At 64.6% G+C, this 17,756-nt stretch carries 15 protein-coding genes; 5 read left to right on the plus strand and 10 right to left on the minus strand.

Going from position 1 to position 17,756, the window contains the following annotated elements:
- Positions 1-28: 28 nt before the first annotated feature.
- Positions 29-1,213, minus strand: coding sequence for an acetyl-CoA C-acyltransferase family protein (locus tag ACP153_RS16310; RefSeq protein ID WP_424972081.1), 1,185 nt, complete (start codon positions 1,211-1,213; stop codon positions 29-31).
- A gap of 22 nt (positions 1,214-1,235) precedes the next feature.
- Positions 1,236-3,131, minus strand: a complete 1,896-nt coding sequence (locus ACP153_RS16315; protein WP_424972082.1) for a propionyl-CoA synthetase — start codon at positions 3,129-3,131, stop codon at positions 1,236-1,238.
- A 286-nt stretch (positions 3,132-3,417) separates the two neighbouring features.
- Here ACP153_RS16315 and ACP153_RS16320 point away from each other — a divergent pair, with 286 nt between their 5' ends.
- The 3 genes from ACP153_RS16320 to ACP153_RS16330 all read left to right on the plus strand — a co-directional run bounded on the left by ACP153_RS16320 (position 3,418) and on the right by ACP153_RS16330 (position 6,655).
- On the plus strand, positions 3,418-4,842 hold the full coding sequence (locus ACP153_RS16320) for a helix-turn-helix domain-containing protein (protein WP_424972084.1): 1,425 nt from the start codon (positions 3,418-3,420) through the stop codon (positions 4,840-4,842).
- Between the two features lie 58 nt (positions 4,843-4,900).
- Positions 4,901-5,212 carry a c-type cytochrome gene (locus ACP153_RS16325; RefSeq protein ID WP_424972085.1) on the plus strand — a complete coding sequence of 104 codons (312 nt, stop codon included), beginning with the start codon at positions 4,901-4,903 and terminating at the stop codon, positions 5,210-5,212.
- A gap of 162 nt (positions 5,213-5,374) precedes the next feature.
- Complete coding sequence (locus tag ACP153_RS16330) at positions 5,375-6,655, plus strand: PQQ-dependent sugar dehydrogenase (protein ID WP_424972086.1); 1,281 nt, start codon at positions 5,375-5,377, stop codon at positions 6,653-6,655.
- A 62-nt stretch (positions 6,656-6,717) separates the two neighbouring features.
- Here ACP153_RS16330 and ACP153_RS16335 read toward each other — a convergent pair whose 3' ends face one another.
- Positions 6,718-7,428, minus strand: coding sequence for a dimethylsulfonioproprionate lyase family protein (locus tag ACP153_RS16335; protein ID WP_424972263.1), 711 nt, complete (start codon positions 7,426-7,428; stop codon positions 6,718-6,720).
- A 382-nt stretch (positions 7,429-7,810) separates the two neighbouring features.
- Between ACP153_RS16335 and ACP153_RS16340 the strand changes: the two genes are divergently transcribed.
- Together ACP153_RS16340 and ACP153_RS16345 are read left to right on the plus strand one after the other, a co-directional pair.
- Positions 7,811-9,466 (plus strand): glycosyltransferase domain-containing protein, encoded by a 1,656-nt coding sequence (locus ACP153_RS16340; RefSeq protein ID WP_424972087.1) that lies wholly within the window; start codon positions 7,811-7,813, stop codon positions 9,464-9,466.
- The gene (locus tag ACP153_RS16345; RefSeq protein WP_424972088.1) at positions 9,463-10,785 is read left to right on the plus strand and encodes a glycosyltransferase family 2 protein; all 1,323 of its coding nucleotides are present in this window, start codon (positions 9,463-9,465) and stop codon (positions 10,783-10,785) included. Before ACP153_RS16340 ends, ACP153_RS16345 begins: the two co-directional genes overlap by 4 nt.
- Before the next feature lie 15 nt (positions 10,786-10,800).
- Here the strand turns inward: ACP153_RS16345 and ACP153_RS16350 are convergent, their stop codons facing one another.
- From ACP153_RS16350 to ACP153_RS16380, 7 genes are all read right to left on the minus strand, one after another.
- A complete protein-coding gene (locus tag ACP153_RS16350; protein WP_424972089.1) occupies positions 10,801-11,622 on the minus strand; it encodes a sulfotransferase family protein in 822 nt (273 codons plus the stop codon).
- Between the two features lie 116 nt (positions 11,623-11,738).
- On the minus strand, positions 11,739-12,320 hold the full coding sequence (locus tag ACP153_RS16355) for a sulfotransferase family 2 domain-containing protein (RefSeq protein WP_424972091.1): 582 nt from the start codon (positions 12,318-12,320) through the stop codon (positions 11,739-11,741).
- A 303-nt stretch (positions 12,321-12,623) separates the two neighbouring features.
- Positions 12,624-13,607 carry an SIS domain-containing protein gene (locus ACP153_RS16360; protein WP_424972092.1) on the minus strand — a complete coding sequence of 328 codons (984 nt, stop codon included), beginning with the start codon at positions 13,605-13,607 and terminating at the stop codon, positions 12,624-12,626.
- 28 nt (positions 13,608-13,635) lie between these two features.
- Positions 13,636-14,526 (minus strand): carbohydrate kinase family protein, encoded by an 891-nt coding sequence (locus ACP153_RS16365; RefSeq protein WP_424972093.1) that lies wholly within the window; start codon positions 14,524-14,526, stop codon positions 13,636-13,638.
- Positions 14,523-15,575, minus strand: coding sequence for an ABC transporter ATP-binding protein (locus ACP153_RS16370; RefSeq protein WP_424972094.1), 1,053 nt, complete (start codon positions 15,573-15,575; stop codon positions 14,523-14,525). The genes ACP153_RS16365 and ACP153_RS16370 overlap by 4 nt, the downstream gene beginning before the upstream one ends.
- Entirely contained in the window at positions 15,576-17,060 is a 1,485-nt protein-coding gene (gene argH / locus ACP153_RS16375) for an argininosuccinate lyase (protein ID WP_424972095.1), read from the minus strand. It lies immediately after the preceding gene.
- The gene (locus tag ACP153_RS16380) at positions 17,057-17,488 is read right to left on the minus strand and encodes a VOC family protein (protein WP_424972096.1); all 432 of its coding nucleotides are present in this window, start codon (positions 17,486-17,488) and stop codon (positions 17,057-17,059) included. The genes argH and ACP153_RS16380 overlap by 4 nt, the downstream gene beginning before the upstream one ends.
- Between the last annotated feature and the right edge of the window lie 268 nt (positions 17,489-17,756).

A 17,756-nucleotide genomic window follows, 5' to 3' on the forward strand; every position in this document is an offset into this window, starting at 1 on the left:
GGTGCCCCTTGGGGCACCCCCCGGATGGTCAGCTTAGCCGTTCAAAGGCCAGCGCGATACCTTGACCGCCACCGATACACATGGTGACGAGGCCGAACCGTCCATCAATCCGCTCCAGCTCATAGAGCGCCTTGATGGAAATGATCGCGCCCGTGGCCCCGATCGGGTGGCCCAGCGCGATGGCGCCGCCATTGGGATTGACCTTGTCCGTGTCGAGCCCGAGCCCCGCATTCACCGCGCAAGCCTGGGCGGCAAAGGCCTCGTTGCTCTCGATCACGTCGAACTGGTCGGCGGTCATGTCTATCTTCTTGAGCAGGTTGGACACGGCCGGGATCGGCCCGATCCCCATCACCTCATGGCGCACCCCGGCCAAAGCATAGCCGAGCAGACGCGCGCGGGGCTTGAGCCCTGCCGCCTCTGCCGCATCCGCCGAGGCCAAGACCAGCGCAGCCGCGCCGTCATTGATCCCCGAGGCGTTGCCCGCGGTCACGCTGCCGTCTTTCTTGAAGGCCGGGCGCAGCTTGCCGAGGCTGTCCATGGTGGTCGTGGCCTTGATGTGCTCGTCGGTGTCAAAGGCGACCATCTCGCGGCGGACCTTCACCTCGATGGGGAGGATCTGGCTCTTGAAATGCCCGGCCTCGACCGCTGCGGCAGCCCGCTTCTGGCTCTCGACGGCAAAGGCGTCCTGCTGATCGCGGCTGATCTGATGCTCGGCGGCGACGTTTTCAGCGGTAACGCCCATATGACCGACCCCGAACGGGTCGTTCAGCGCGCCGATCATCATGTCGGTGAAGGAGACATCGCCCATCTTCTGACCCGTGCGGATCGACTGGGTCGCATGGGGGGAGCGGGACATGCTCTCGGCTCCACCGGCCAGCGCGAAATCGGTATCACCCAGCATGATGTGCTGTGCCGCCGAGACGATGGCCTGCGCCCCCGAGCCACAGAGCCGGTTGACCGTCAGGCCCGGCGCATCCTCGGACACGCCCGCGTCCACAGCAGCCACGCGGCCCATATACATGTCCTTGGGCTCGGTGTTGATCACATGGCCAAAGACCGAGGCGCCGATCTGCCCAGGCTCGACACCGGAGCGGGACATGGCCTCTTTCGAGACCGCGGTGGCCAGCGCCGTGGGGGCCGTTCCCGCCAGCGAACCGCCAAAGGTGCCAATGGCCGTGCGGGCCCCGTCCAGAATAACAACATCTTTCGTCATAGCGTTTTCCTCACTCCTGAAATCAATCGACCGGGTGCCCGAGACCGGCAATTCGGTCCGAGATGACATCCAGAATCGCCGGGTCATCAATGGTGGCGGGCATCTTCCACGGGGTGCCATTGGCGATGGAGACCATCGTCCCGCGCAGGATCTTGCCCGAACGGGTCTTGGGCAGACCGCTCACCACGAGGCAGGTCTTGAAGGCCGCAACCGGCCCGATCTCCTGCCGCACGAGGGCGACGCATTCCTTGGCGATATCCGCCTCGGTCCGGTCCGCCCCGGCATTGAGGCAGACGAGCCCCAGAGGCGCCTGCCCCTTCAGCTTGTCACCGATGCCGATCACCGCGCATTCGGCGATGTCGGGATGGGCGGCCAGCACCTCTTCCATCCCACCGGTGGACAGACGGTGGCCCGCCACATTGATGACGTCATCCGTGCGCGCCATGATGTAGAGGTATCCGTCCTCATCCATCATCCCCGCATCGCCGGTCTCGTAATAGCCTGGGAAGGCGTGCAGGTAGCTGCTCTCGTAGCGCGCATCGGCGTTCCAGAGCGTGGGTAGGGTCCCTGGGGGCAGGGGGAGCTTTACGGTGATGGCCCCCAGGGTGCCCGGACCGACGGGGTGGCCCGCGTCGTCCAGGATCTCGATGCTGTAGCCAGGCATGGGCACCGCCGGAGAGCCCGGCTTGACCGGCAGCTCTTCAATGCCCAGCGGGTTGGCGGCGATGGCCCAGCCGGTCTCGGTCTGCCACCAATGGTCGATCACCGGCTTCTCCAGATGGGTCTGGGCCCAGGCGATCGTGTCGGGATCGGCGCGCTCTCCGGCGAGGAACAGGGCCTGCAGCCCGCTCAGGTCGTACTTGCCGATATAGGAGCCTTCGGGATCCTCACGCTTGATGGCCCGCAGGGCGGTCGGCGCAGTGAAGAGAACCTTGACGTCGTGATCCTCGATCACCCGCCAGAAGGTGCCCGGATCCGGGGTGCCCACGGGCTTGCCCTCGAACACAATCGTCGTGCAGCCTGCCAGCAGCGGTCCATAGCAGATATAACTGTGCCCCACGACCCAGCCCACATCCGAGGCGGCCCAGAACACATCCCCCGCCTCGACATTGTAGAGGTTCTTCATCGTCCAGAGCAGCGCCACCATATGGCCGCCCGCATGGCGCACCACGCCCTTGGGCTGCCCGGTCGTGCCGGAGGTATAGAGGATATAGAGCGGATCCGCCCCGCCCACGGGCGTGCAGCCCACCGGCTCGGCGCAGGCCACGCTGTCGGCCCAGTCGAGATCACGCCCGGCCTCCATGGAGGCCTCGAGCTGCGGACGCTGGAGGATCACCGTGAAGTTCGGCTTGTGCTCGGATTGCGAGATCGCCTCGTCGAGCAGCGGCTTATAGGCGATGACCCGGCTGCCCTCGATCCCGCAGGAGGCGCTCAGGATCGCCTTGGGCGCGGCATCATTGATCCGAACGGCCAGCTCATGGGCGGCGAACCCGCCAAAGACCACGGAATGGATCGCACCGATCCGGGCGCAGGCGAGCATCGCCACAAGGGCCTCGGGCACCATGGGCATGTAGATGACCACCCGGTCGCCCTTGCCCACACCGCGCGCGGCCAGCACACCGGCGAGGCGCGAGACATGCTCCAGAAGCTCGGCATAGGTGATGATCGTCTTGCTGTCGGTGACCGGGCTGTCATGGATGATGGCGGGCTGATCGCCGCGCCCGGCCTCCACATGGCGGTCGACCGCGTTATAGCAGGTGTTCGCCTCCGCATCGGCAAACCACCGGTAAAACGGCGCAGCACTGTCATCGAGCACCTTGGTCGGCGGCACGCTCCAGGACACCTCTTTCGCGGCCTCGGCCCAAAAGGCCTCCGGATCGGCCTGCGATGCACCGTAAATCTCTGAATACTTCCCCATAAAATCCCCCCTTCACGTCTAGGATCGCGCAGCCGGGACCGCCCGCGCTGTGTCTGGTCCGCGTCTCGCTACGCGGTGGCGCGGGCCTCATCTTGCTCACCGGGCAGGATGCGGTCGCGCAGTGTCATCTCTGGATCCCCCCTCGACCGTTTGGTCCGGCACCTTGGCGGCGCTTCGTCCTCGATCTGTCCAATGGGGTAGGCGACAGGTCCGCTATGCGTCGATCCCTGAACGTGTTACGATGTACGAATACACAAAATGAATTATGTGAAATGTGGAAATGTGAATGGCCGATGAACTGCGAAAAGTCTTTGCCGGTGCCCGCATCCGTCATCTGCGCCAAAGCCGCAAGCTGACACAGGCCGAGTTCGCCAAGGAACTTGGGATTTCCACGAGCTACGTCAACCAGATCGAGAACAATCATCGCTCTCTTTCGGCCTCGGTTATCCTAGCCCTCTTTGATGTATTCGATTTCGACCTGTCGGAACTGGCGCTGGACGAGTCCGGCAAGGTGGCCGTGGATCTGGGCGAAATCCTGTCGGACCCGATCTTTGCCGATGACACGGTCCTGCCGCAGGAGTTGAAGGTCGCAGCCTCGAACACTCCGAATATGGTGCGCGCCTTTCTCGGCCTCTATCAGGTGTTCCAGCAGACCCGCGCGCAGCTGGGTCAGATCGATCACCGGCTGGCCGAGACCGAGGCTTCGGTCACCCCCCTGCCCTATGAGGAAGTGCGCGACTATTTTCACTACAAAGACAATTACATAGACGAGCTGGACCGCAAGGCGGAGGCCTTTGCCAAGATCCTCGACCACTCGGAAAACCAGCGCGCGACGCAGCTGGTGGAATACCTCGCCGACACCCATGGGGTGCGCGTGGTGGAGACCAAGAAAGCGGCCGAAGCGGGCGCCATTCGGCGCTATGACCCGGCGACCAGGACCCTGCATCTGAGCGCGACCTCAACGGCGGCCACGAACCTCTTCCAGATGGCCTATCAGCTTGCCCTGATTGAGCAGCGCGGGCTGATCGAGGGCCTGCTCGAAGACGCGTCCTTCCACTCTACCAGCGCACGGGAGGTCTGCCGCATGACCCTCGCGAATTACTTCGCCGGAGCGGTGGTCCTGCCCTACGGGGATTTCCGCGCCGCGGCAGCGGAGATGCGCCACGATCTCGACCGGCTCGCCTTTCGTTTCGATGCCAGCCGCGAGCAGGTCTGCCACCGGCTCAGCATGTTGCAACGCCCGGGCAACAAAGGCGTGCCCTTCTACTTTCTGCGAATCGACCGGGCCGGGAACATCACAAAGCGCCACAGCGCGACCAGCCTGCACTTCACCCGCTTCGGCGGCTCCTGCCCCCTGTGGAATGTCCACCGCGCCTTTGAAAGCCATGGCGAGATCCTGCGCCAGCTCGCCGGGACCCCAGATGGGCGGCAATACCTCTGCCTCGCCTTCAGCAAGACCATCCGCAGCGGGGATTTCCACACGAGCTCGCGCAAATACGCGATCGGGCTGGGATGCGAGGCGAAATACGCCTCCCAGCTGGTCTACGCGGATGATCTCGATGTCACGAATGTGGACCGGTTCGAGCCCATCGGCACGGGCTGCCGGATTTGCGAGCGGGAGGACTGCAGCCACCGTTCCGTCCCGCCCCTGGCCCGTGAGATCGCGGTGGATCACCACTCCCGCCAGGCGGTGCCCTTCCGCATCGACTGACCGCCGATGCTGGCCCTGCCCGCGCCGCGGCCTAGCTCAGGGAGCGGGAGGAAGACACATGATACGACACTTGTTCACACTCACCACGCTGGCAGGCATTGCCGCCATGCCGGTGCAGGCCGGGGATGCCGCCAGCGGCGAGGGGCTTTACAAGGATGTCTGCGCCGCCTGCCACGGGCGCACAGGCAAGGGCATGGCCAGCTATCCGCGGATCGCCGGGAAGGAGGCGGAATACCTGACCGACCGCCTGACCACCTACCGCGCGGGGGAGCGGGTGGGCCCGAACTCGATGTTGATGATCCCCATGGCAGTGGATCTGTCGGACGAGGACATCGCCAATCTCGTGGCCTATCTCGCCAAATCTGGCTGATCGCAAACGCGCGACAGAGGCGGATATCGGCGATCACTGTTGATCAGGTCCGCCATCGTCTTACCTTAGGGAAACCTGGGGAGGGTGCTTTGATTACATCAGAATTACAGAGGGGTGCTCGCTCCGGGTCGTGATTATCGGAAGAACTCAGGGAGGAGTTTCATGACCCATCACTTCACACGACTGTCGCTTTGCGCGGCCATCGCCTCCGCGACAGCTCTGGCCTCGCCCGCCATGGCAGCCAACACCACGAGCCTCGGCCATACGCTCGTCCTCACAGGTCTGGAGAACCCGTGGGACATGGCATTTCTGCCCGATGGCGAGATGTTTTTCACCGAGAAATGCCTCGGTCTCTCGGTTCGGATGACCGACGGGACGGTGAACAAGCTGCTCGGGATGAAGGACACCGATGACGATTACGCCTCGACGGCCGAGGATCTGTTCTGCGAGGGACAGGCCGGGATGCAGGGCGTGGCCGTGGACCCGGATTTTGCCGAGAATCGGCAGATCTACGTCTATTCCACCTCGGATATGACCGCACCCGGGACGAACCGGTTGATGCGGCTGACCGTGAGCGAGGACATGACCTCGATCACCGACCGCACCGATATCGTCGAGGATGTGCAGTACAAGCCCCAGGCGACCGACCATCCCTTTGGCGGACCCGGGGCCCATAATGGCGGGCGCGTGCGCTTTGGCCCGGACGGGTTCATCTACCTGACCACCGGCGACACCCATAACGGCGAAGTGCCCCAGAGCCCGACCCTGATCGGCGGCAAGGTGCTGCGCATCGACCGGGACGGCAATGCCGCCGAGGGCAATACGCCGCCCGAAGGGTTCGATCCGCGGATCTATACCTATGGCCACCGCAATGTGCAGGGCATCACCTTCCACCCGGCCTCTGGCGCACCGATCACAGCCGAGCATGGCCCCTGGCACTCGGACGAGATCACCGTGCTGAGCAATGGCGGCAATGCGGGCTGGGATCCGCGCCCGAATGTCGGTGGTCGGGGGGAGTGCCCGGACAATTACTGCGGCTACTCGCCGAACCAGATGGAGGGCATGGACCGCTACCAGCGCGCGGCCTTCATGCCGATGACCGACACCGCGACCTATCCGGATGCGATGCCGCCGATCTGGGACAATAATGGCTGGTCACAGGGCACTTCGTCGGCGGAGTTCCTCATTGGCTCCCAATGGGGCGACTGGGAGAATGCCATGGTGGTCGGCATCATGGGCATCGGCTTTGGTGGCACGCCCATCGGTCAGCGCATCGATGTGGTCGAGCTGAACGAGGCCGGCACCGAGGTGGTTGATGTCACCGAGATGACCCTGCCCATGGAAACCGGACGGTTCCGGTCCCTGGTGCTTGGCCCCGATGGCAATCTCTATGCAGCCGTGGATCAGGGCGACATCCACATGTTGGCACCGGGCGGGAACTGATCGCCCAGAGCCGCGCCGCCATGGGGTGGCGCGGCTCCTCCGCCTGGTCCGAGCAGGCGCGACTAGATGCCCTGCCGCATCCGGGCCTTGCGGGTCGAGCTCATCTTCATCCCCGGATCGCTCAGCCGTGTCGACGGCCCGACCCATGCATAGGCCAGAAGGCACGGGTCGAGATCCGCGGTGGTGATCCGGTGCTCCTCTCCCGGACGGTTGAGGATCAGCGACCCCGGCGCATGCACCGCCACGTCATTTTCCGACCATGCCCCGGCAATGGAGATATAGCTCTCTTCGATCTCCGAATGGCTGTGCTGCGGATAGGTGGTGCGCGGCGCGAAGAGCACGAACCCCAGCACCAGCCGGTCCGACTGCACCGGGCCGCGCGGCCCCAGAACCTCGCAATAGGCGTATTTCCGAACGAGCGCCCGGGGCACCTTGGTGTAACCATACTCCCAGGTCAGCGACCGAGAGACCCGCGCCAGCGCCCGGGCCATGCCGGAGACAGCCCCCCGCTCCCCCAGATCCAGCGCACGAGCCAGATGGGCTGTCACCGGCTTGGTCTCGGGCGCGCGGGTGACCAGCGCCGGATTGCTCTCGATCGTCTTGGACAGGGTGTCCCGCACCCGCTTGCGATGCCCCCGGATCAGCTTGCTGCCCCCGGCGGAGCCCTGGCGATACAGCGCATCGAACTCGCGCAGCAGGTAGAGCCAGTCCGGATGGTCGAAAAGCGTCGGCGCGATCTCGGCGCCTTGCGGCTGCGGGGGGGTGTCCATCATCATCTCGGGTCTCTCGTCAGGCACATCCGGTTTGGCCGAGCTATGCCCGACTCACCCGGACCCGTCCGCGCGATCTGCGCCATCTTTCATGTCGCAATTGGCACATTCCGGGCCCTTGCACGAGGCGCTCCGCGATCCGGGGCCACCCGCCCATGCAAAGCGCCCGGAGCAAGCCCGTTCGCCTGTGGCCGTGGGTTAACACTTCGCCTCTGCCGCAGGGTGGATGGGGCAAACCAACTTGCAAATTCACGTGATCTCGGGCACCACCTGTCCATTCCTGCCACCCAGGCGTCGAGACTCGAATGCCGCAACTTGTGGGGCTTTCTTGCTTTACCCGGACGACGAATTTGAGAGTGATGTCGGTGTCGAACTGGCCAGCCTGATGACCGACGAAGAACGCAGCGCCGTCGCGCTCTTCTTTGACGAGGCCCATTACTACGACACCAATACGGATGTGCAGGATGCCGGGATCGAAGGCTTCGAGCACTTCCTGACCAACGGGTTTGCCGAAGGCCGCGCGCCCTCGCGCATGGTGGAGATGGGGTTCCTGAAATTCCTCGTCTCGCAAGAGGAGCATCCGCTCGAGGAGATCCCCGCCACGATCGACGCGTTCGCGGATATGCTGATGGCCTGGCCCGGGGATACGGTGTTCGGACCCGCGCCGCTGATCTGCCCGCTCTGGCTCAAGCTGCAAGTGGGCGCAGGCGACGAGATCACTCTGGCCGAGTTGCTCGCCATGGAGGCGCCGCTGGGCAAGATGTCCCTACATCCGGGCTTTGGCCCGATCACGGTGACCGAAGCAAAGCCGATCCATACCCTGTTCAAGGATCTCAGCGATGAGGATTACGAAGAGCTCTCGCTGATCGACCTGACCCATTACATCTCGAACCACCGGGATCTGACCCATCTGCGGGGCAAGACCAAGGCGGCCTTCGCCCATCTCTGGTCGAACGGCGCGTTCGAGAACCGGCTCAAATTCATCGGCAACCGGCGCCCCTCCAACGCGACGATGGAGCGGGTTTTCCTCACCCAATGCGCCACGGTCTACCGGACGCACCTGTCCCGGCCCTCACTGCTGACGCCGCAGAACCCCACCGAGCTGCTGCCGCAGAGCCTCAAATTCAGCACATCCGACGATCCGACCATCCTCGCCGTGCGCTCCGTCATGAACCGGGCGCATCCGAACGAGGTCTCGGATCTGGACCTTGAGAACCTGATCCTGCTGCAGGATCTGATGGCCAAGCGCGAGACATTGGTGATCCCCGTCCTGGTCGACGACGAGACACCCGCACCGGCCCTGCGACCCGTGGGCGCCGAGGCCATCCTCGACCGCGATCTCATGTCCGGAGCCCATAAGGTCACGACCAAACGGGTGGTTTATTGCGTCAATCTTGGCGGCTATGACGACCTGCCGATCCCGCCGGAGATGGAGGATTGCAGCTACTTCCTGATCACCGACGCCGCCGAGATCCCCGAGGACAGCCCTTGGACCCTGGTCAGCCCGACCCTGCAGGAGACCGATATCAAGCGGCAATGCCTGTGGTACAAGACCCATCCCCATTGGCTCTTCCCAGATGCCGAATACGTCACCTGGATCGACAGCAATGTGGAGTGCAAGTCCTCCAGTGGGCAGATCCTGATCGCCCATGAAACCCTGTCCGAGATCGCCACCTTCATGCATCCGGACCGGGATTGCGTCTATGAAGAGGCGCTGATGATCAAGAAGCTGAAGCTGGATCAGGCCCAGATCATCGACCGCGTGCTCGATGAGATGAAGAAGGCCGGTCTGCCCAAGCATTACGGGCTCTACGAGACCAATGTGCTCTTCTCGCGCAATCAGGATCTCGGCGTGCGTGCCTTCTTCGAGACCTGGTGGCGGCGGATCTATCTGGGCTCGCGCCGGGATCAGATGTCCTTCACCTTCTCCGCCTGGAAGGAAGGGATCGACATCACGCCGCTGGACGCCCGCTATTGCGCCAAGAACAGCCGCTTTTTCACCAAGCGCGCCCATAAGAACCTGACAGGACGATTTGTATGAGTACGCCTGCCGCCGCACCCGATCTGGACGATCTGTCGATTGTCATCCCTGTCTATGGCGCGCTGGAAGAGACGCTGGCCTGCGTGGACTCCCTGCTTCTGAGCGATGCGGGTGGCTGCCCGATCTTCCTGATGGATGACGGGTCCGACTGGCATGTGCAGGACAGCTTGCGCAGCGCCTATGCGGACAAGCCCAATGTCACGCTGATCTCCCATTTCCGAAATCGCGGCTATACGCGCAATATCTCCATGGGGGTGGATCAGACCTCCACGACCTATGTCTGCATCCTGAACTCCGACACGCTGCTGCCGGCGATCTGGGCCGGACCCCTCGTGGCGCGGCTGGACAGCGACGCCTATCTCGCCGGGGTCGGTCCCTTGTCCAATGCGGCCAGCTATCAGTCCGTGCCGGATCTTGTGGATCCCGAAACCGGGAAATTCTCGGAGAATGACGGGCTTGGCTTTGACCCGGAAGAGCGTGAGACCGTCGCGGCCCTGCTGCGCAGCCTCGGCAAGGGCGGCCTTGTGGATGTGCCGATCCTGAACGGGTTCTGCACGGTGTTCCGCCGCTCCGCTCTCGACGCCATCGGCGGGTTCGACACGGAGGGCTACCCCGAAGGCTATGGCGAGGAGAACGACCTCTGCATCCGGCTGAAGGCCGAGGGCTATCGCCTCTGCGTGCTGCTCGACTGCTTTGTCCACCACCAGAAGAGCAAATCCTTCGGCTCCGCCCGCAAGGAAACGCTCTCGGCCCGGGGGGCGCGGACCCTGTCCAAGAAGTTCGGACCGGAGCTGGTCCCGAGCCTCAGCAAGCAGATGGCCGCGTCACTGCCGCTCAACAACATTCGGGCGCTGGTCAAGGCCGCGCTCGCCACGGGCACGGCGCCGGAGGTGCAGGCCCTCGCCGCAGATGCGGGCAACGTGACCCTGATCCAGGAGAGCAGCGCCCCGAGCTGTGTCACCCTGAGCGGTGGCGGCACCTACCAGATCTCGGGACGCGGTGTGACCGCCGCGCCGATCGCCGCCCCTCTGGACGGGATCACCGTCGCAGCCAATGCAGACGCGCTGGAAGTGAGCCTGCCGGAGGGCGCCACCCTGACACTTGTCGGCGGAGCACCGGTGGACAGCGCCTTGCGCGCGCTCAGCCAGGCCTCGCTGACCCAGACCCTCTATGTGACCGGCTGGGATATCCCGCCCGGGCCGCCCGCAGAAACCGAGGATGGCAGCGACGCTGGGCCGACCGCCGCCTGGCCCGAGGCCTGGGCGATGCCCGAAGAGACCGAAAGCCTGACCTTCTCGCGGCTCTGGCTGACCAACTAGGATCGGGCGCGGCGTCTAGGCGCGCGGCGCCCAGCCGAGAGGCGTGCCAAAAATCTCGGTCTCGCAGAAGGCGATGTCCTCGGCATAGATCTCATAGAGCTCGGCCAAGGCATCATCCGGGATCTTCATCCCGGGCAGGGCTGCGCGATCATCGAAATCGATGCCGGGATACCGGCCCTGGATCCGCGGGTGGATGTCGCCCAGCACCGTGATCGCGCCATCGACCTTTTCGTAGGACGGGCCACGATTGAACTGCTTGCCCTGCTCTTCAAAGCTGTGCGGCGCCAGATCCAGAAAGGCATAGGCCGCCTCTGCCACGCTTTGCCCATCGCTCTTGATGCTCTCGAACCGCTCGACGAAGAAATGCTCGCGCGGATAGACCGCACGCCAATCCAGCCAATGCTGCTTGTAATGGCCAATGGCCTCGATCCGGCCGACCCCAGCCTTCACATTGTCGATGAAGGGTTTCGTCAGATCGAGCCGCCCGTTCCGGAAATGGTGCCAATAGGCCGAGATCGCACGCTCCACCGGGTTCCGCAGCGCAAGGAAGAAGCGCACATCCAGCCCGAGCCGATGCTTGATCCGCTCCGGCGTCGCGGCCCGTTCCGTATTGGTCCAGAAATAGCCCGGCGTGCTCTCCCCGCGATAGGTCGCAGCGCCCGCCGCATCGAAGTTGCTCAGATAGGTCGCGTAGCTCTCATCGGACTGATTGACCTTGTCGAAATACTTCAGCTCTTTCTTCTCGGACATGAAGATGTCCGGATGATCCCCCAGCATCGCGTGAAACCATGTGGAGCCAGCCTTCTGTGCGCCGATGACGATGATATTGGGTTTCATGAAAGACGCGGTCTCCATAAGTCTTGCCGGGGCTGTCCCGAAAATAAGGGCCCGGGATGGATCAGTACGGGATCCTCCGGGGCGGGCAGACCCGGGCGACGGGTCGCAATCGATCCCTAGGGGTACATCGTGATGCCCGGCACGCCGGGCTTGTCGAAGGAATAGCCAAGGCTCTCGATGTCATCGGCCATGAGCGAGGCGAACACCTCCTGCTCCTCGGGGCCAAAGGCCGCCTGGTAGGTCGGGCGGTCTTTCAGAGCATTGATCACCGGCAGCTGCTTCTTCTCGATCTTCAGGTGGTCACAGAGAATGTCAAAGCCGGTCTGCAGATCCTCGAAGCTGATCAGCATATCCACCGCCCAGCGCCCGTCCGGGTATTTGAGGGCCGCGACCTGGCTGCGCGTCAGATGCCGGTAGTCATGGCCCTCCATGGGCGGGTTCTTGAGGGTTTCGAGCAAGGAATTCTCCTTGGTGGACTCGCAATACTTCCAGCCGGACACGAACCGATCCCAGGGGTTTCGGACGATCGCCACCTTGAGCCGATCGGCCAGCGCCGCCTCATCCCAATACTTGTCGGTCACGCCGTTCTGGTACTTGCCCTTGTCCTCGCGCGAGAGCGGTCCCAAGAACTTGTAGGCGGTCGAGCCCGCGCATTTTCGTTGGTGTATGAATACCAGATTATGGTCTTCATAGAGCATAGCTAAACTCCAAGCTTGCACCGTCTCCAGAAACGCGCACATGGGTCCGGACACAGGCAACGGGGGCGTTTATCGCACGTTTGCAAGGGTGGCTGCGGAGAGTCCTGCGAGACGTCAAAGGCATCTGGTCTGCACATCGTTCGTTTGAGCGCCTGGCACGGCGCGGCCTCGAGACCATGGCATGAAGCGTTTAGCGGGTAAACAGCTACTATGTTTCAAAGGACGAACTTGCCCTGGACCGCCCATCTCGCAGGCGCGGAAACGATCACGGCGCGGCGCGCTGGCGCGCTCTGAACACCGGGATCAGTGGGTCTTGGTGACCTTGGCCAGAAATTGCGGCCGGTCCGGGTTACGGCCCAGCTGGCGGGTCGCGGCCTCCAGCGCGCGGTAGACCGGCGGCAGCTGAAGCAGCGGGTCAACAAGCGGATGCAAGGATGGCCCGGCAGGCACCCGGACACAGCGCGCGCCCTGTGCCGCGAGCTGATCGAGCGAGGCCTGCGCCCGCGGTCCAAAGCCAATCACGCCGAACCCATCCACCGCAATGGCGGCGGGGCCATGCAGCACCTCCGCCTCGGAATAGGCCGTGGCATGGCGCCCGCAGAGCTCCATCGCCTTCAGCGCGATCTCGGAGGCCACCCCGGCCGCCGCCGCCCGCCCCAGAATGAAGAGGCCCTTGCTCTCGCAAAAGAGCCTCTGCAACCCCGGGTCCACCCGATCGCCGCGCTCCAGCGCCTCGGGCACCCGGGTCAGCGCCTCGGACAGGCCCTGATCCTCGGCCCAATGAGCCACCAGCCACAGCCCGGCTAGGGCAGAGTTCACATAGCTTTTCGTCGCCGCCACCGCCTGTTCGGGCCCCGCCAACATGTCGATTTCATGGGCCGCCGCGGCACTCAGCGGGCTGCCCGGTGTGTTGGTGAGCGTCAGGGTCAGCGCCCCCGTGCTCCGCGCCGCCGCCATCGCCGCGCTCAGATCCGGGCTTTGCCCCGATTGGCTGATCCCGAGCACCGCACGCACGGGGCCATGGGCGACAGCCTCCGGCAGACCGCCCGGTCCCAAGGGCTCCAAAGCCACGGGCAGCCCAAGACAGCGCCAGAGCGCATGCCCGATCACCGCGCCCGCATGGCGCGACGAACCATGGGCGATGATCGACAGGGAGGTTGGTCGCGCCCCGCGCAGGGTCCCGGCCAGATCCATCAGCGCTGACTGCCAGTCAGGTTGTATCAGGCGGGCCGCGGCCTCGGGGATCTCGGCAATCTCCCGCGCCATGCAACTTGGCAGAGCGGTCATGTTTGCACCCTTCGCAAGGCGAGGGGTCTCATCCCGGCACCTTGAGCTTTTGCGGGCATGTTTCGCGCAAGGCCTCCGCCCCGCTCAACCCGCCGGGTGCGGCCACCGCGGCCGCCCCGCAGCGCACGCCTTCCTCCACGCAGTGGCGCAGGGAGGCCCCCTCAAGCCAGCGTGCCAGGAACCCGCCATTGAACGCGTCCCCCGCGCCGGTACTGTCGACGACCTCGGCTTTCCGCGCCGGGAGGCGCAGACTGCCCTGCCGGGTGAGTGCCTCCGCCCCGTCAGCGCCGCGCTTGATCACGGTCACCGGGGCGGGACACTCGGCCATGCCCAACTGTTCCAGAGCCTCGGTTTCCGCCTGATTGGGCAGGAAGACATCGACCTGCGCGATCAGCCCGAACACCTCCGTCCCCATCGCGTCATCCCAGCCACAGTCGAGCGAGACAGTCATCCCGGCCTCGCGCGCCGCAGCCACGAGCCAGGGCTGCTCCGCCAGGGTGCGCAGCTCGCCGATATGCAGATGTTGAAGCTTCAGCGCCTGCATCTGCGCGCCTGTGATACGCGGCAGGGCCGGGCCATCGGTCCGGGTGACAAAGGCCCGATCCTCCCCTACGGGCATGGCCACGGTGATCTGCGGATCGGCCCCATCGGGCGCGGTTGAGCAAAGGCTCAGATCGATCTGCGCGGCCCCGAGCGCCGACGCGACCGGCGCCTCGAAAGGCGCGGCGGGCAGGGTCGCCAAGAGCGTCACCGGCACACCCAAAGCCGAGAGATAAGCGCCCGTCAGGGCCGCACCGCCCCCGGGATGTAGGCTCAGCCCCTCGGCAAAAACCTCGGTCCCGAGGCTGGGCATCCGCCCGAGCCCCTGAAACACCAGATCGCAATAGAGCCGACCGGCGCAGAGGACCCCACCGCTCATGGCAGGGCCGTGCCCGTGGCTGTGTCAAAGAGATGCAAGGTCTCCGGCGCTGCCCCCAGACGGACGGTCGCCCCAACCTCGGGCGGTGTGCGGCCATCGGCCTTGGCCACGACCTCGCCAGCCTCCGTCTCCACATAGATCAGGGTCTCGGAGCCCAGAGGCTCCCGCACGGACACACGCCCCTCCACAAGGGGTACGCCCTGATCGGCAATCAGATCATCGGGCCGAACCCCGACAAGCACGTCTCCCCCCGATTTCGCGCGGGGCAGCGCGATGTCCCGCCCCGAGGCGAGCCGCACTGCCCCGTCGGCGATCTGCCCCGGCAGCATGTTCATGGCCGGCGCGCCGATAAACTGCGCGACAAAGGTGTTGGCGGGGCTGTGATAGACCTCTGCCGGGGTGCCGACCTGCTGGATGTGGCCGTCCTTCATGATGACGATCCGGTCCGCCATGGTCATCGCTTCAACCTGGTCATGGGTGACGAAGACGATGGTGTTGCCGACCCGCTGGTGCAGCTTCTTGATCTCGAGCCGCATCTGCGTCCGAAGCTGCGCATCGAGGTTCGAGAGCGGCTCGTCAAAGAGAAACACCGCCGGGTCCCGCACCATGGCCCGTCCGATGGCCACACGCTGCCGCTGCCCCCCGCTGAGCTGGCTCGGCTTGCGCCCCAGCAGGTCGGTCATGTCGAGAATGCCCGCGACCTCATCGATCCGCGCATCCTTGTCGGCCTTGGACATCTTCGATGCGCGCAACCCGAACCCGATATTCTTGCGCACGGTCATATGCGGATAGATCGCGTAGTTCTGGAACACCATGGCGATGTCCCGCTCTTTCGGCTCGAGGTTGTTGACCACGCGTCCGCCGATCTCGATCGTGCCACCGGTGACCTCTTCGAGCCCGGCGATCATCCGCAGGGTGGTGGATTTCCCGCATCCCGACGGGCCGACCAGCACAACGAATTCGCCATCATGGATGGTCAGGTCGATCCCATGCAGAACCTGCGTGCTGCCATAGGCCTTGGTGAGCTCCGTGAGCTTCAGATTAGCCATCTACCCCTCCAAAACCTGTGCAAAGGCCCCATCGCGAGCCGTATCGGCTGCGCGCCAGCGGGCCTGCCGTGACTCAAGCACGTCGCGCAATTCGCAATACTCGGCGCGGTAAGCCGCAAAGGCCGCGTCGAGCACGGTCGGCGCCGGCCCTCCGAACCGATCCCGACGGGCGACAAAGCTCTTGGCCGAGACCGCCGCACCATAGCCCGCCGCATCCAGCCCGGGCGCGCGGCCTTCCTGTGCCGTGAAGGCGGCGCTGAACGCCTCAAACCCGTCGGAGAGGGGCGCGGCTTGCGCAATCACCGATTTCGCCGTCGCGGCAGCCACCTCATGGGCGCGGCGGAAGGTCAGGCCCTCTTCCCGCACCAGCGTATCGGCCAGTTCCGTGATCGTGACGCAGGCGGCATCCGCGTTGGCCTGCACCCGGTCCGCCCGGATCCCGCATTGCGGCACCATCGCCGCCAGCAGCCGCAACACCCGGTTGCCACTCTCGAACGCCGCATAGCCCGCCTGCTGCACCTCGCCCTCACTGTCATTCATGTCCGTGAAGGGGGTATTGTGCATCGTGTTCACCACCATATCGCAACGCCCGCAGGTCACGCTGGCCAAGTGGCGCATATGCTCGATCGGCACCGGATTGCGCTTCTGCGGCATGATCGAGCTGACCTGCACCAGCGCGTTTGGCACATAAAGCTGCCCGACCTCAAAGGACGACCAGAAGGCCATGTCCTGCACCACCCGTCCGAGATGGAGGAACACGAGCTTCAACGCGGAATAGAGCCCGGTCACGTAATCCACACTGGCAATGCAGCCATAGGAGTTGCGCAAGGGACCATCGAAGCCCAAAAGCTCCGCCACCCGGTGCCGGTCGATGGCGAAACCGCTGGTGGTGATGGCCGCCGCCCCCATGGGGCAATGCTCCAGCCCCTCCAACGCCGCGTCGAGCCGCGCCGCATCCCGCAGCAAGACCTCTGCCGCCGCCGACAGGTAGTGTCCAAATGTCGTGGGTTGCGCAGGCTGGCCGTGGGTATAAGCCACGATCAATGTGTCCCGCTCCGCCTCCGCCTTGGCAATCAGCGCCTCCGCCAGTGCCAGAACCAGCGCCTGTGTCTCCGCTCCGCGGCTGCGCAGGGCCAGTTTGAACAGCGTATGGTCCATATCGTTGCGCGATCGCGCCGTGTGGAGCGCTCCGCCCAGATCCCCGAGGCGCGCGCGCAGCTCAGCCTCCACCAGGAAGAAGTAATCCTCATGCTCGCCCGTATAGGTGAGCTTGGGGATCTCCACCTCCGCATCGATCTCCGTCAGCGCACGCGCCAAGGCCGCGCCATCCGATGCGCTGAGAATTCCGGTCTCCACCAGCATCACCAGATGCGCCCGATTGATCGCCCCCATATGCGCCGCGTAATGGGCCTTCACCCCTTCAAAGAGGGGGGCGAGCACCGTGTCGCGATAGGTCGGATCGGGAAAGGTGGACTGGTCTGTCATTGGGCCCCCAAAGCAGCGCGGACCTTGTCGTGGTCATAGGTGGTCAGCTCCAGATGATTGCCATCGGGATCCTGGAAATAGAACGACCAGGCTCGGCCATGATCATCCGCATCCTCGGCCTGCAGGAGGGTTCCGCGACGCCCCATGACATCCGCATGGGGCAAGGCAGCAGCAAAGCCGAGAAACACGGTGCCCGTGACCCGAAAGGCCTTTGTGTGGTCCCCATCGGAGGGCGGCTTGCCGGGAAAGATCGTCGCGCAATACTGCCCTTTGGGCGTCGCCATATAGCGCCCATCGGCTGCGCGCGGTCGGAACGGCAACTCGGTCAGCCCGAGAACCCGACCATACCAATCCACAGCCGCGTCGAGATCCGCGACATAAAAATGACCATGATCAATGGCTGACACCGGCGCGAGCGCTGCAGACATCACACCGCCCCTCTCATTGTTCCCCAAATACTCAAATCCCGCCGCCACCACGGGCGTGCCATCGGGATAGAAGCTCTCGGCGCGCAACCTTCCCAGCGCTCCGCGCGTTCGCGACTCGAAATGTCCACTGGACCTTTCATCGCCTGCGCCGAACCACCGCTTTTCCTGGGCTCCGTCCGTTCGGGCCTCAATCGGTCCACTGGACCGATTGCCGACAGTGTCGGACCGGCCACTTGCCTGCGCTCCGCGCGTTCGCGGCTTGAAAGGT

Source organism: Dinoroseobacter sp. S76 (assembly GCF_049801095.1).
GTDB lineage: Bacteria > Pseudomonadota > Alphaproteobacteria > Rhodobacterales > Rhodobacteraceae > Dinoroseobacter.